Raw genomic sequence first — 14,578 nt, 5'->3', positions numbered from 1 at the left:
ATACCATTTGGAGCGTGTGTTATGTCAACTAACCAACATTACCTAAATATCGAAAATGTAGTGAAGCAATTCGGACAGTTCACTGCATTAAAGAAAATCTCGCTAGCGATTGAAAAGGGCGAGTTCGTTTGTTTTCTTGGTCCTTCTGGCTGCGGTAAAACCACTCTGCTACGTGCCATTGCCGGTCTAGACTTACCAACGTCTGGTGCGATTTTTCAAAACGGTCAAGAGACCACATTCCTACCACCAGAGAAGCGCGATTTCGGCATCGTATTCCAATCTTACGCGCTGTTTCCGAACCTAACTGTGCAAGAGAACATTGCGGTGGGTTTGAAGAACCAAGGTATGTCGACCAAAGAAGCGTTAGAGAAAGTAGATTACTGGCTAGAAACCATTGGTCTTCCAACCTCTGGAGAGAAATTCCCTAACCAACTTTCTGGTGGTCAGCAGCAGCGTGTTGCTTTGGCTCGTGCATTGGCGCTATCTCCGGGTCTACTGCTACTTGATGAGCCGCTGTCAGCGCTGGATGCAAAAGTACGTGTTCACTTACGTGATGAGATTTGCAAGCTGCAACGTAAGCTGGGCATCACCACCATCATGGTTACGCACGATCAGGACGAAGCATTGTCGATGGCGGATCGCATTGTGGTGATGAACCATGGCGTGATTGAGCAAGTCGGTACACCTCAAGAGATCTACCAACAACCAGCAACGCGCTTTGTCGCTGAGTTTGTCGGCAGCATGAACTTTATTGAAACCTCAGTCGCAACGGACTCCCAAGTACGCATTGCCGAAACCTTGATGCCAGCGCCAAGCTTGACCAATCGTAAGATCCAACGTGGTGACCGCTTTGACCTTGCGGTGCGTCCTGAAAGCATCAAGTTCGTTGAAAACTACAATAACTCTTTACCTGTGCGAGTTACCGCTACCGAGTTTCTGGGGGCGTTTTTCCGCATTGATTGCGTATTGCAAAACGACAGCTCAACGAAAACCATCGTCGTGGATGTGCCTGTGGAAACGGTTCAAAAACTCAATATCAAGGCGGGCGATGTACGTTACATCCAGTTTGCTGAAGAAGGGCTGCATGGTTACGCCGTGCCCTCGGTTGATAAAGCGCTAGCGGCGTAGGTGTAAACATGGATGCGAAGACAATGACGATGAATAGCCTGACCACACAAGACAAAGCAAAATCCCTACTCGGACGTGTTAGCCGCGACAACCTTGTGTTGTTCGGCTTGCTCGCTGGCTTGTCGACCATGATGGTGCTGTTCATCTTAATGCCGCTTTGGGCAATGTTGACCAAGAGTGTGCAAAATGCCAATGGCGAATTTGTCGGTCTGGCAAACTTTGCGACGTACTTTTCCTCTTCAAGCTTGTGGGTGTCGGTGGGAAACACCTTCACTTTGGGCGTGATTGTGACCTCGGTCGTGGGTGTGCTTGCGTTTGGCTATGCCTATGCGCTGACTCGTTCATGCATGCCGTTTAAAGGTTTGTTTCAAATCCTAGGTACTGCGCCAATCCTTGCGCCCTCTTTGTTACCAGCGATCAGTTTGATCTTCCTTTTCGGTAATCAAGGCATTGCCAAAGAGATGCTGTTAGGAAACTCGATTTACGGCGTGATTGGTATCTCGATGGGTTTGATTTTCTGGACCTTTCCTCATGCATTGATGATTTTAACCACTTCGCTGCGTACTTCAGATGCTCGCTTGTATGAAGCCGCCCGTGCACTTAAAACATCGCCCATCAAAACCTTCTTTATGGTGACGTTACCTGCGGCGAAATACGGTTTGATCAGTACGCTTATCGTCGTCTTTACGCTAGTTATCACGGACTTTGGTGTGCCGAAAGTGATTGGGGGCAGCTACAACGTTCTGGCGACTGACATCTTCAAGCAAGTCGTGGGACAGCAAAACTTTGCCATGGGTGCGGTGACTAGCATTATGTTGTTATTCCCTGCGGTAATGGCGTTTGGCGCAGACCGCTGGGTACAGAAAAAACAAAAGAGCTTATTCGACACTCGCTCGGTGCCTTATCAGCCAGAACCTAATAAAGCGCGCGACAGCATTTGTTTGGTTTACTGCAGCATCATTTCTATCGCAGTGCTGGCAGTACTTGGTATGGCGGTGTATGGCTCGTTAGTGACGTTCTGGCCTTGGAACAAAGCACTGACGCTAAACAACTACAACTTTGCCGAAATGAGCACTTACGGTTGGAGTCCATTCTTCAACTCGTTAACGCTGGCAGGTTGGACGGCAGTTATTGGTACAGCCATCATCTTTGTCGGTGCTTACTGCATTGAGAAAGGGCGTGCGTTCGGTCCAATTCGCCAGGTGATGCAAATGCTTAGCGTGGTGCCAATGGCGGTTCCGGGTATGGTGCTTGGCTTGGGTTACATCTTTTACTTCAATGATGCGAACAATCTTCTGAACGTACTTTATGGCACCATGGCATTCTTGGTGATTAACACGGTAGTGCATTACTACACCGTGGGTCACATGACTGCACTGACAGCGCTAAAGCAGTTGCCATCGGAGATTGAAGCCACAGCAGCATCGGTGAAGCTTCCTCAATACAAGTTGTTCTTTAAAGTGACATTACCTGTGTGTTTACCTGCGATTTTGGACATTGCGACTTACTTGTTTGTTAATGCATTGACCACCACTTCTGCGGTAGTATTCCTTTACTCAACCGATACGATTCCGGCTTCGGTCTCGATTCTGAATATGGACGATGCCGGTCAAACTGGCGCTGCAGCGGCAATGGCTGTCATGATCATGATTGCTGCCGCAATTGCGAAGATTGTTCAGATGACTTTGGGTAAATTGTTAGAGAATCGCACACAAGCTTGGCGCAAAAGATAAGGACACTTCGTGCAATACGTAAAAATTAAAGATTCGATTGTTGAACAGATTGAAGCGGGCATGCTATCGCCGCGTCAAAAACTGCCAGCAGAGCGTAAGTTGGCGGAGTCGTTCGATACTACACGCGTCACTCTGCGTGAAGCTTTATCACTGCTGGAAGCAGAAGGTCGAATCTATCGCGAAGATCGCCGAGGTTGGTTTATCTCACCTGAGCCATTGCGTTACGACCCTACCCAAACGCTAAATTTCCCGAACATGGCAAAAGCGCAAAATCGTGTGCCAAAAACGGAGTTGGTCGCAGCAAAAGGGACGTTGGCAAACAAACAAGCCGCGCGCTTGCTGGACTTGCAACCTTTCTCGGATGTGTATCGAGTCGACCGTGTGCGATACCTTGAAGATAGACCTGTGGTATTCGTAACAAACTACATTCGCCCAGAGCTGTTTCCGAACCTGCTGGATTACGATTTATCAAATTCACTGACAGACATTTACCGCGATCATTATGGCGTGACGTATCAAAAGATTCGCTACCGCATTTCAACCAGTACTTTGTTGGGTGAAATGGCTCAGGCATTGCGCGCGACAGCCGGCACGCCAGCGATGGTGGTGGAGCGCATCAACTACAACCAACACGGCGAGTTGATTGATTGCGATATCGAGTATTGGCGACACGATGCCATCAGCATTGAATCTTTGGCGGAACTCAATCGTTAAGTGGATTTTCTCATCATCTAAGGCTCCATCTCGGGGCCTTTATTTTATTCAGACAGGAACATTGAAATGGATTTGTTGGCGATTGGTCTCGTCGTTTTTTCTGCTGTTCTCCATGCGGGTTGGAATATCCTTGGTAAAAGCAACTCAGGCTCTGGACTCGCGTTTACTATGGCGGCCAGCTTTTCTGCATGTTTCATTCTTACCCCTTATTTGATTTGGTATTTGGCAACCATTGGCTGGACATCATTACCGAGTGAGTTTTGGGGATTGCTGTTCATTAGCGGCATTTCACAAATGGTCTATCTGGTCGGTTTGATTGTCGCTTATAAGCACGCAGACGTGGGTGTGGTTTATCCCATTGCTCGGGCGCTGCCTGTAATGATGGTTGGCGCAATCAGTGTGGCATTGGGGCATGAATTATCTAGTCAGCAGTGGCTTGGATTCTTGCTGATAACCCTTGGTTGTATGCTGGTACCACTGACGAATTTTCGTCAAATGAAATTGGGCTCTTATTTGAATGTCGGTGTGTTCTGGGCATTGATTGCCGCTCTAGGCACAACGGGTTACTCGGTGGTCGACAAAGAAGCGCTGAGTTTACTCACAGGACAAGCGTCAGAGATCTTGAATGATCAGTACAGTGCGATCTTTTACTTGGGTGTGCAGTTTTGGGCGATAGGTATTCCAGCTCTTGTGTGGTGCTTAGTTACGGGTAAGCCAGATGAGATTAAGACAGCTTGGCAGATCCGTAAAACCGCCAGCATGGCAGGGGTCATGATGGCATCAACCTACGGTTTGGTGCTGTTTGCTATGACTATGACAGACAACGTCAGCTTGGTCGTGGCACTAAGGCAAATCAGCATTGTGTTTGGATTGTTTATGGGGATTTGGTTTCTGTCTGAGAAATGGTATCTCACTCGGGGTATTGGGGTTACTTCGATTCTGGTGGGGATTATTTTGGCATTAACGCACTAGTTCATTAGCGCATTAATTAATGAGCGGGGTATGCGCCCGTAAATACAAAAAAGAAAAGGCAGCGAATGAGCCTCTAGCTGCCTTTTGTATTAACCTGTAAGACTTGTTTAGAAACGCAATTGCGCACCAAACATCACGCCGCTAGAGTCAAAATCGCTGTTTTTTGAATACACATATTCTGCATTCAAACCAAAGTGTTTATAGCTCCAGCCAATACCGCCAGCCACTTCACCACCAACACTTGAGTGTTCGATGTTTTTGCTCTGACCGTTTACTTTATAGGTGTATTCGAGAGTGTAGAGAGTGACACCTGCCTTGCCGTAAAGCTCGAAGCCTGAACCCAGTGGATAGCTAGCATAGCCACTTAAGCGAGGTCCGGAAAAGCTCGTATCGGTGACTTCTGAAATCGGACTCACGAGTATCGAACCAATACCTTCAAACGCGCCTTTGTAACCTGCTTCGATACCAAAGTTATGCGTTGGCATGTAGCGGTAATAAATCTCACCTAAGAACATGTCGCCTGATTCTTCGCTCGTCGGCGCGTTGTAGTTCACACCGCCATAGCCAATGTTTGTACCTATGATGTGTTCGCTGGTGGTTCCGTTGGCAGACAAAGAAAGAGTCGACAACACCAGAGCAGCAACGAATGAATAACGCATGAACGTTTCTCCTCAGCTTTTTAGCCTTTTAGCCTTTTAGCTTTTTAGTTTCTTAGTACTTGTTCGAATGTTGCTTTGGTGTTGTCTAGCCATTCATAACGACGACGGTACATCGAACGTTTTGAACGAGACATATCTTCGATATCTCGTCTTGGGGCATTCACCGCAAGGGAGTAGAAGTTCCGGTCGAACTCTATCCCGCCCAACTCTTGCCAGAGTGCGTCATAGTCGGTTTTGATTCTTCCTTTGCTGTAACGCTTAGCTGCGTAAGTATGAGAGTGTGTTTTTACGGCGAGGATGGTTTCTATTCCCCAAATTTGTGCCAATAGTGTTAGTAGGCTTACCATTAAACTTTTCGGTCTCTGACCATAGAGTTTTCGTGTTAATTTCTTTATTTTCAGGCTATTACTTTCACTGCTTGGCGCTCCCTGTAAGCCCCCAATCATAATGATGCGAGCACCTTGCTGAACCCCTAAAGTAAATGAAAGAGTGTAAAAGTTACCGTCTTCCTCACTAAATAGAACTAGGCTCATATCACCTTCTTTCTGGTAACGTGGTTCGTACACTAATCGTACAGAATATGCGATGTCGTCAATCATAAATTCGGTTAGCGTTAAACCCGCGACATCCGTGTAAATTTGTTGCATGTTCGATACAGAAAAAAGCTCTGAAACCTGATTGTAATGGCTTACTACAAGGTCTGAGCGGTTGAATGCGGGGCTGCTTTTCACTATGTAGGGACGAAATGGCTTTTCTAAAAATCGGTGTGTCCGCGAACATAACATTTCAAGTAGTGGAGCTTCTATATTATTAGTAAGGTGCATTAAAGCTCTCCGATAAAAAAGTGCCCGAGCGATAAATTTAATTCGATATACCCAAATTGGATTGTATGCTGCGGCGTATTCATCAGCGTAAATGGTCTTAGTGTGGTGAAGGATGGATTTATTCATGTTTTTTTGCTCCAGACTCCTCGTCTAAACTTTTTCGTTCCGACACAGGCAAACCAGAAACAATAGCTGTACATAGAACGCTTGCATGGGTTTGCTTTGATGTATTGGTTTTGAATGGTGTTTTTTATTTATCTTAAGAGAATACGAACGCGTAGTATTGTATGGGTTGGTAAGAGTATGTCGGGATTGAGATGGCTTACTTCGATTGGTTATAAAAACTAGGATGCTATAACTCATTTTCATAATGACGAATGCAACCTGTAGGCATAAATGTAAGTTTGCTTTCTGTTAATTCGATTGGTTTAAATGTACTTATAGATCTAGAGGAGTAACCAAAGAAATAATTACTGACAACTGAAATTAAATTGAATTTAAAAAGGTCTCTATATGTAACCTAAATAAATCGACTTCCATGAACTCGATATTTATAGGTAAGTAAGGAGAACATTATGAACCGTTTAATTTCTTTAGTAAGTATTATCGCGTTAGGTACAGTTCCAATTTTAGCCCAAGCAGGTGGCTATCATTGGGAAAATAATATTGAAACTATTCACGGTATTATCGTAGATAGCAAGCAAGCTGCTTATGATGAAGGTTTTGAAATGATTCAAAGTTATCAAACTAAATCATCACCGCAGCTTCGTGATGAACTTAAAACTCCATTCGAACTTGTCGATCGTCAATCATTTAAAGTTATAAGTGCAAAAGTTACTATTGATGAATTTCTCCAATCCAATGGACAAATATTATATCAGCCTGTACTAAGCTTAAAATATAAGTATCGCATGCGAGAATCAGGTAACCGATGATTATAAATATAATACTAAGTTATATTTTATCTTTATTTCATAATATATAAGCTTTTTGGTCTCGTCCACTAAAGCTTATATATTGTCTAAATGGTAGTGTATATGATTGATGTTTTTACCAGCATTGAATAGCGTACTTTTCTATTTTTAAACCCCTAGTAATTCTGAGTGAACTGCATGTTTTTCTCGCAAACAGATAGTCTAGAGGTGAAAGTAATAGGGGCTCTTGTTGCCTTTGTGTTAGCCTCAGTCTTTCAAGCTCAGATGCAAAGGTGAGTAATAGAATGAAAGTATTCAGCAACTTCGACAGTGGCAGCATTCACGTAGTGAAAGCGGACGACAAAAACGACATCCAACTTAAGATTCCTAACGACAATATGTCGGAATTCTACCAATGGTTCCACTTCCGTCTTGAGACAGAAACCGAACAATCACACACCATCAAATTACTCGACCTATCAAAATCGGCTTACCCAGAAGGCTGGCAAGGCTACGACGTGGTTGCGTCTTATGATCGTGAAGAGTGGTTCCGTGTTCCAGCAGAGTTCGATGGCGATACGCTGAGCTTCACTGTTATCCCAGAGCGCAACTCAATCTACTTCGCGTATTTTGCACCATACACCTACGATCGTCACCTAGACCTGTTACACATGGCACAAAGCGCGCACCATTGCCAACTAGAAACGCTTGGTCATACGCTTGATGGTAATGACATGAGCCTATTGACCTTTGGTGAGCCAGAAGAAGGTAAAAAGAAAATCTGGATGATTGCCCGTCAACACCCGGGTGAAACCATGGCAGAGTGGTTTATGGAAGGTATGATCCAACGTCTACTGGATGAAAACGACACGGTCGCACGAGCATTGCTAGAAAAAGCAGTACTTTACGTGGTACCAAACATGAACCCAGATGGTGGTATTCGTGGTCATTTGCGTACTAACGCAGTGGGTGTAAACCTTAACCGTGAGTGGCAAACGCCTTCGATGGAAAAGAGCCCTGAAGTCTTTTTAGTTCGTGAGCGTATGCTAAAAACTGGGGTAGATATGTTCCTTGATATTCATGGCGATGAAGCTATCCCTTACAACTTCGTGGCGGGTTCTGAAGGTATTCCTTCTTATGATGAAGGTATGGCCGAGTTAGAAAATATGTTTAAGCAAGCACTTCTGACTATTACGCCAGAGTTCCAAGACGAGATTGGTTATGACAAAGATGAACCAGGCAAAGCGAACCTAACGGTCGGCTCGAATTGGGTTGCGGAACAATTCAAATGTTTGTCATACACCATTGAGATGCCATTCAAGGACAATAACAACCATCCTGATCCGCTATACGGGTGGTCTCCGGAGCGTAGTGTGCTGTTTGGGCAAGATGTTTTGGCAGCCACATTGGCGGTCTCGGACAAGATTTAAGCCAATTCGTTCACAGCCCGCACTTCGCGGGCTGTGTTCTTTGTAGGACTTTTCCTCACTTTATGTGTGGTTTGTGTCAACTTTTTCGTCAACTAAAACAAAAATCCTTCAGTTTCTGGTGCTTATCTGGCTATTGATTAGAATAACTAATCGTTACGATAAGAAATTTAATTTACGATAAAGAGAGTTGTTCTGTTAAAGTCGCTTTTGAGATTTACGTCACAAAAGTTATCTAATCTCAACCATTTACAAATCATATGTATTCGATGTGTATGTTGGCACTCACTACTGCCAAAAGCTTCTCTAGTCACTATGTACACATGAGGCTCAAGTCGGATAGCCCTTGTCTTGGAAGTGAATGATCCGAGAGAACTGTTCTTTTTTGTTTTTAACTGACTTATCAGTGCAGGAAGAAAATAGAGATCGTTGTGGGTCAAGACCCTAGCCACGGTTTTGGGTGGGGAATACTTACTTAAGGCATCGTTTAGATGAGTATGGTTGTATTGTTGACGTAATTTTTAATCACTTGAAACAGTGTAGGTTCTGACTGTCGTGATGACCGCTATAGGTGGTAGAGAGTAGTCGGGTCACCTTCGTATTAAAGGTAAAAATAATGAAAAAAATCGCACTTGCAGTGGCTACCGTTCTAGCTGGTGGCGTAATGTCGAATGTTGCTCTTGCAGACACTTACATCGGCGGCAAGCTTGGCTACAACTCTCTAAATGATGCATGCCACCTAAATGCACCATGTGACGATGATAGCGTTGCTGCTAGCATGCATATTGGCTACAACTTCAATGAATACGTTGCAGCTGAATACGGCGTTGATTACCTAGGTAACTTTAAGGCTAACTTCAACAAGCCTGGTCTAAATACAGTAGACGGTGACCTATGGGCACTGACTCTTGCTCCTAAGTTCAACTTACCACTAACTGATTCTTGGAACCTATTCGCTAAAGTAGGTGCTGCATACATGATGGCTGGTGACGAGAAAGATTTCGTACCAACTGGCTCTCTAGGTGCTGAATACCAAATCAACTACAACTGGAGCCTGCGCGCTGAGTACCAACGTTACCAAGATATGTCTGATGACATTATCAACGATATGGATGCAGACTTCTTCGGTATTGGCTTCAACTACAAGTTTGGTTCTGAGCCAGTTGTTCAAGAAGAAGTAGCTCAAGAAGTAGTTGAAACTCGCCCAGCGACTCGTATTGTTGAAAATGAGTTCCCTGCTCAAACAGCAACAGCACAATTTGGTCTAGAAAGTGCTGAACTACAAGATGCTTCTGCGTTCAACGGTACTGTTGAGCTAATGAACACTTACCCACAAGCTCAAGTTGAAATCAACGGCTACAGTGACACAACGGGTTCTGAAGCTTACAACCAACAGCTAACAGAGAAGCGTGCACAAGCAGTTGCTGAGTACTTCCAAGCTGAAGGTATCGCAGCAGACCGTATGACAGTTAAAGGTATGGGCGAAGCTAACCCAGTAGCGAGCAACGAAACTCGCGAAGGTCGTGAAGAGAACCGTCGCGTAGAAGCGGTTGTTCCTGCATTCCAATATCAAACAACGGAAGAAGTTAAATAATTCGTTATTAACTTAGTATTTTTTAAAAGCCAGCGTTTATCGCTGGCTTTTTTATTTGCTAGCGATCCTGATTTATCGCATTTTCTCTTCTGGCTTTTAGTTACAGAAACAATAAATTGGGGTGCCTTTAACAAATCTAAGCTTTCAACTCAAAACTAGAGTTACTCTGATCAAGATAAATGAGCTTCACTTTACAACCTGAAACATTATTCCTCTCCTGGAGCAAAATTTGGGTGATAAGATGATTCGGTTCGTTTCATTTCCTTCGGGTTATTAAGGAGCAGTAATGGAAGTGTTAGAAGGTGGTAGAGGCAACGCTATTTATCGTAAAGGAGCTTTGGTCAGCAGACCTGCAAGTCACTGGACGATGACTATCCATCAATTACTCCAGCATCTTCATGAGCATGGTTTTACGGCTTGCCCAAAAGCGGTGTCGATTGAAGGTGGAAAAGAACTACTTACCTTTGTTGAAGGTGAGAGCTACAACTACCCTCTAGAGGGAAATATCGCTTCGCTCATAGCACTGAAATCTGCTGCAAAACTGCTTCGTCGTTTTCACGATGCATCGGAAAGTTTCCTCAAACAACATGCTCAAGATGTTCACCATTGGATGTTGCCAGCCCGCTTACCAAAAGAGGTCATCTGCCATGGCGATTTTATGCCATATAACGTGGCCTTAAAGGAGGAGGTTGTTGTTGGTGTATTCGATTTTGATACTGCTCACCCAGCCCCTCGAATCTGGGATATCGCTTTTTCTATTTATGGCTGGGCCCCATTTAAGACCGATGAAGATGACAAGATGGGGACGCTTGAAGATCAAATTCGACGGGCAAAAATTTTCTGTGATGCCTATGGTTGCACCCGATTAGAGCGCGAAGAATTGGTGGAAATGATGACACTACGTTTAACCGCTTTGGTTGACCATATACGGTTAATGGCAGCCAATGGTGATGCGCAGTTTCAAGTGAATATGGAAGATTGTCACCATACTGCTTACTTGCAAGATATTGAATACATCAACAAACATCATCAAGCAATTACTTTAGGCGTGTTGGGTCAAATCAAGTTCTAGTTTTGCTTTGAATACGTTTGGATGATGGATTGAATCACACGAAACAGTAATTAGTTTAGTGGTTCGTACTGCTGTAAACGATGGCAGTTCGATATTAAGAGGGGATGCAGGCATATGCATACTCAGTTCAGTTACGTGGGTGCAGTAACTAAGAGCTCTTGCTTTCAACTCTATACCTGAAATGGCCTGCTATTAGAACAAGAAACGGAAGCCAGTTGGCTTCCGTTTTTGCGTTTAGGTGAAATGAGCAATTAGTTTTGTTCAACTACTTCCAATTCAGTTTCGCTTTGTTTTGCTGCTTCAAGCATCTTACGAATGATGAATGATGCGCCTAGTGCGATAGCCACCATCACAACGGCAAGGATAGTCAGCAGCTGGAAGTATTCGCCGTACACGTGTTGTACGATCTCTTGTGTGATTTCTTGACCTTTTTCTAGAGCGATAGAAGTCGAGAATGCGGCGCCAACGATGCCACTGAGCGCGATGGCTACAGAGAACAAGCTTACAGAGAAGTTCTCAATGTGCTTAGGTGCAACCGATAGGATGAATGCCACTACCATAGAACCTACGATAACCTCTGCGATTGCTTGGAAGAAGTGAATCGCTAGGAAGATCTCAGGCAGGATGATTACATCTTCACCAACTGTTGTTACCGCGAAAGTCAGAATGCCGAACGCGATAGCGGTTAGCACAAATGCCAATGCAATCTTAGTCGCTGTTGATAGGTGAATGTCGCGTTTTTCTAGCATGCCAAAGAAGCCAGCAACGATAGGGCCACCAACCATACACCAAAGAGGGTTCATTGCCATTGCTGCTTCAGGTTCTAGTGGGATGAAGCCAAATAGAGAACCTTTCAGAGTGTTGATCGCTACCATGTTCATTGAAGTCATCATTTGACCGTAGTAAACGAAGAAACACGTGGTTAGGAAGGTTACGATAAGAATGGTACCCATCTTCAATGATTCCGCTTTGCTCGCTTTCAACATCAAAGAAACAAAGTAAAGAATAGCAGAACCGCCGATCGCGTAAACGATGTTTTGACCGATATCCATGTTAGAGAACATGAAGAATACCAGTGCAATCATCGCCACTGAGATAATCGCGAAGAAAATCCAGTTCTTCATGCTTACGGTTTGACGATCTAGATCAGAAGCAACGCCAACCAAGCCTTTACGGAACACAAGTAGCATGACCAATGCTGCGCCAGCCATCACTGCTGAAATAGTGAAACCACCATTAAAACCAATGATTAGCACAATCATAGGGAACAAGTATTGGCCTAGGAAGGCACCAACGTTATTCACTGAGTAGTTAATTGGGTAGCCTTTCTCGAAGTCTTCTTGAGATTTAAAGGTACGTTTGTACAGACTAGGGTAAGAAGGAGACATTAAGCCACGGCCGTAACTTGCTAGTGCGATACCACACATAGAAAGCGGCACGTTGGTTGCCGAAGCACCAAGAACAAGCAGTACGTAACCAGATGCGAATGCTAGGAAGGCAATCAATAGAGAACGGTAAGCACCTAAAAATTTATCAGCGATGAAACCGCCAGCAATCGCAAATAGCGGGCCAATTGCCGAAAAGGCACCCACGATCATCATGGTATCAGCTTCGTTGTAATTCAGATCCTCTAAGAAAAAGCGCGTTAGACTGACTAACACGCCGTAAAATGATAAGCCAAACATCATTTGGCAGAACATCATAGATTTATTTAGTTTATTCCACATAATTAAATACTCACTATTGCGAGAAAGGTAGTTATTATTTCTGTTAAATGTTACTTAAACGGGATGTTACATATTGAAACAATTGTCGCATAAAACGAATTTAATGCACTAAAATTTCTAATGCGAAACGTTTGCCTCACTAATGTGTTGTTCTAGATCAACTCGAAATTACGTGAATAAATGACCAAAAAGTAACAATTTATAAGATGGTTATTCTTGAGTGGTTTTTAAGGTTTTGAAATGTCGCTGAAATAATATGCAAGAGAGAGTAGGACAGGAGTTGGTGTAATTTCGGCATAAGAACAAAGACGTTGGCGGAATTTTGTCCGCCAACAATGAGAATTATCAATTAGCAATAACTGATATAAAGTATGCTATTCGCACGGTGGCGCCATATGAATCACCGCCAGACCACCAAGTGATGTTTCACGATATTTCTTATTCATGTCTTTACCTGTTTGGTACATAGTTTCGATAACTTTATCTAATGAAATAAGGCATTTGCTGGTCCGTTTTAGTGCCATGCGCGATGCGTTGATGGCTTTTATTGCACCCATAGCGTTTCGTTCGATACACGGAACCTGAACCAAACCGCCAATTGGGTCGCAAGTCATGCCCAGTGAATGCTCCATGGCAATCTCTGCAGCAATACAGATTTGCTCGTTACTTCCACCACGAAGGGCGGTTAGCCCGGCTGCGGCCATAGAGGATGAAACGCCCACTTCACCTTGGCAGCCGACTTCGGCGCCAGAGATAGAAGCGTTGGTTTTGTATAAAATGCCAATGGCTCCTGCTACGGCTAAGAAGTCTTTTAGCTGTTTGGTATCCAACTCTTTAATGAAGCGATGGTAATACATCAGGACTGCGGGAATCACACCTGCAGCACCATTGGTTGGGGACGTTACGACCTGGCCACCAGCTGCGTTTTCTTCACTTACAGCAAAGGCGAACAAATTAATCCAATCCATGATCTCCATCGGGTCGTTTTCTACCGCCGCGTTGGCTTCAAGCTTTTTAAGAAGGTTTGGTGCACGACGTGTTACGTTTAACCCACCTTCAAGGATGCCTTCGGTATCAAAACCGCGCTGCATACATAGTGACATTACTTTCCAGATCTGCTCTGCTTTTTGATCGATTTCTTCTTGTTCGCGGAAAGCCAACTCGTTTTGCAGGATCATACCGCCTAAGCTAAACCCGTTTTGCTCCGCTTTTTCTAGCATTTCGTCGGCTGACTTAAACGGGTAAGACACCGGAATTTCTGCTTCGTTGCTGCCGTTTTCCAACTCGGCGGCCGTTGCAATAAAACCGCCACCGATAGAGTAGTAGGTTTCAAAAGCAACTCGGTCACCGTTCACACCGAAAGCAGTAATCGTCATGCCGTTTTCATGCAGGGGGAGATTGTCGCTATGGAAGACAATATCGTGATCATAACTAAATACGATTTCATGTACGCCAGCGACTGAGAGCGTACCGTGCTCAATGGTATGTTGTAGCGCCGATTTTGCACTAGTCATTTTAATGGTGTCGGGTTTATTTCCCATCAGCCCCAGTACGGTTGCACGGTCTGTATGGTGGCCTTTTCCAGTTAGTGACAAAGAACCATAAAGGTCAACTTGCACCTTATGTACTTTCGCCATAGAGTCGTTAAGTAATTGAGTGAAATGGTAACCTGCGAGCATTGGGCCATTGGTGTGGGAGCTGGATGGGCCAACACCGACCTTAAAAATATCGAAAATCGACAGCATAATTGACTTCCTTTCTTTGCGGACCTTTGTCATGGTCTCTAGAACGACATTGTTAATTAGATGTTAATG

Annotated in this window: 12 protein-coding genes; 8 read left to right on the top strand and 4 right to left on the bottom strand. The window is 44.3% G+C overall.

All coding sequences use genetic code 11. The annotated features are described in order from the left end of the window. Positions 1-21 precede the first annotated feature (21 nt). From ACTS60_RS15240 to ACTS60_RS15225, 4 genes are all read left to right on the top strand, one after another. Complete coding sequence (locus ACTS60_RS15240) at positions 22-1,128, top strand: putative 2-aminoethylphosphonate ABC transporter ATP-binding protein (protein ID WP_005395343.1); 1,107 nt, start codon at positions 22-24, stop codon at positions 1,126-1,128. A gap of 8 nt (positions 1,129-1,136) precedes the next feature. Next, positions 1,137-2,861 (top strand): putative 2-aminoethylphosphonate ABC transporter permease subunit, encoded by a 1,725-nt coding sequence (locus ACTS60_RS15235; RefSeq protein ID WP_440888933.1) that lies wholly within the window; start codon positions 1,137-1,139, stop codon positions 2,859-2,861. A gap of 9 nt (positions 2,862-2,870) precedes the next feature. Then, positions 2,871-3,575 carry a phosphonate utilization transcriptional regulator PhnR gene (gene phnR / locus ACTS60_RS15230; protein WP_005442366.1) on the top strand — a complete coding sequence of 235 codons (705 nt, stop codon included), beginning with the start codon at positions 2,871-2,873 and terminating at the stop codon, positions 3,573-3,575. Positions 3,576-3,641: 66 nt separating this feature from the next. Then, positions 3,642-4,547, top strand: a complete 906-nt coding sequence (locus ACTS60_RS15225; RefSeq protein WP_440888932.1) for an EamA family transporter — start codon at positions 3,642-3,644, stop codon at positions 4,545-4,547. 107 nt (positions 4,548-4,654) lie between these two features. On the opposite strand, the gene ACTS60_RS15220 is transcribed toward ACTS60_RS15225, so the two are convergent. Together ACTS60_RS15220 and ACTS60_RS15215 are read right to left on the bottom strand one after the other, a co-directional pair. Then, entirely contained in the window at positions 4,655-5,206 is a 552-nt protein-coding gene (locus ACTS60_RS15220) for an outer membrane beta-barrel protein (RefSeq protein ID WP_440888931.1), read from the bottom strand. Between the two features lie 44 nt (positions 5,207-5,250). After that, the gene (locus ACTS60_RS15215) at positions 5,251-6,156 is read right to left on the bottom strand and encodes a VirK/YbjX family protein (RefSeq protein ID WP_440888930.1); all 906 of its coding nucleotides are present in this window, start codon (positions 6,154-6,156) and stop codon (positions 5,251-5,253) included. Positions 6,157-6,605: 449 nt separating this feature from the next. Here ACTS60_RS15215 and ACTS60_RS15210 point away from each other — a divergent pair, with 449 nt between their 5' ends. The 4 genes from ACTS60_RS15210 to ACTS60_RS15195 all read left to right on the top strand — a co-directional run bounded on the left by ACTS60_RS15210 (position 6,606) and on the right by ACTS60_RS15195 (position 11,037). After that, positions 6,606-6,965 (top strand): DUF3316 domain-containing protein, encoded by a 360-nt coding sequence (locus tag ACTS60_RS15210; protein ID WP_440888929.1) that lies wholly within the window; start codon positions 6,606-6,608, stop codon positions 6,963-6,965. A 284-nt stretch (positions 6,966-7,249) separates the two neighbouring features. Then, a complete protein-coding gene (locus ACTS60_RS15205; RefSeq protein WP_440888928.1) occupies positions 7,250-8,374 on the top strand; it encodes a M14 family metallopeptidase in 1,125 nt (374 codons plus the stop codon). A gap of 613 nt (positions 8,375-8,987) precedes the next feature. Then, positions 8,988-9,965: an outer membrane beta-barrel protein gene (locus ACTS60_RS15200; RefSeq protein WP_282066444.1), complete on the top strand. Its 978-nt coding sequence runs from the start codon at positions 8,988-8,990 to the stop codon at positions 9,963-9,965. Between the two features lie 286 nt (positions 9,966-10,251). Beyond that, positions 10,252-11,037, top strand: a complete 786-nt coding sequence (locus tag ACTS60_RS15195) for a phosphotransferase enzyme family protein (protein WP_440888927.1) — start codon at positions 10,252-10,254, stop codon at positions 11,035-11,037. 251 nt (positions 11,038-11,288) lie between these two features. On the opposite strand, the gene ACTS60_RS15190 is transcribed toward ACTS60_RS15195, so the two are convergent. Both ACTS60_RS15190 and ACTS60_RS15185 read right to left on the bottom strand, forming a co-directional pair. Then, positions 11,289-12,764 carry a peptide MFS transporter gene (locus ACTS60_RS15190; protein ID WP_440888926.1) on the bottom strand — a complete coding sequence of 492 codons (1,476 nt, stop codon included), beginning with the start codon at positions 12,762-12,764 and terminating at the stop codon, positions 11,289-11,291. Between the two features lie 374 nt (positions 12,765-13,138). After that, entirely contained in the window at positions 13,139-14,509 is a 1,371-nt protein-coding gene (locus ACTS60_RS15185; protein WP_440888925.1) for an L-serine ammonia-lyase, read from the bottom strand. Positions 14,510-14,578 lie beyond the last annotated feature (69 nt).

The organism is Vibrio sp. WZ-1 (assembly GCF_052037695.1).
Taxonomy (GTDB): Bacteria; Pseudomonadota; Gammaproteobacteria; order Enterobacterales; family Vibrionaceae; genus Vibrio.
Note: the sequence above shows the minus strand (reverse complement) of the source record. Positions and strands in the feature narration are given on the sequence as shown.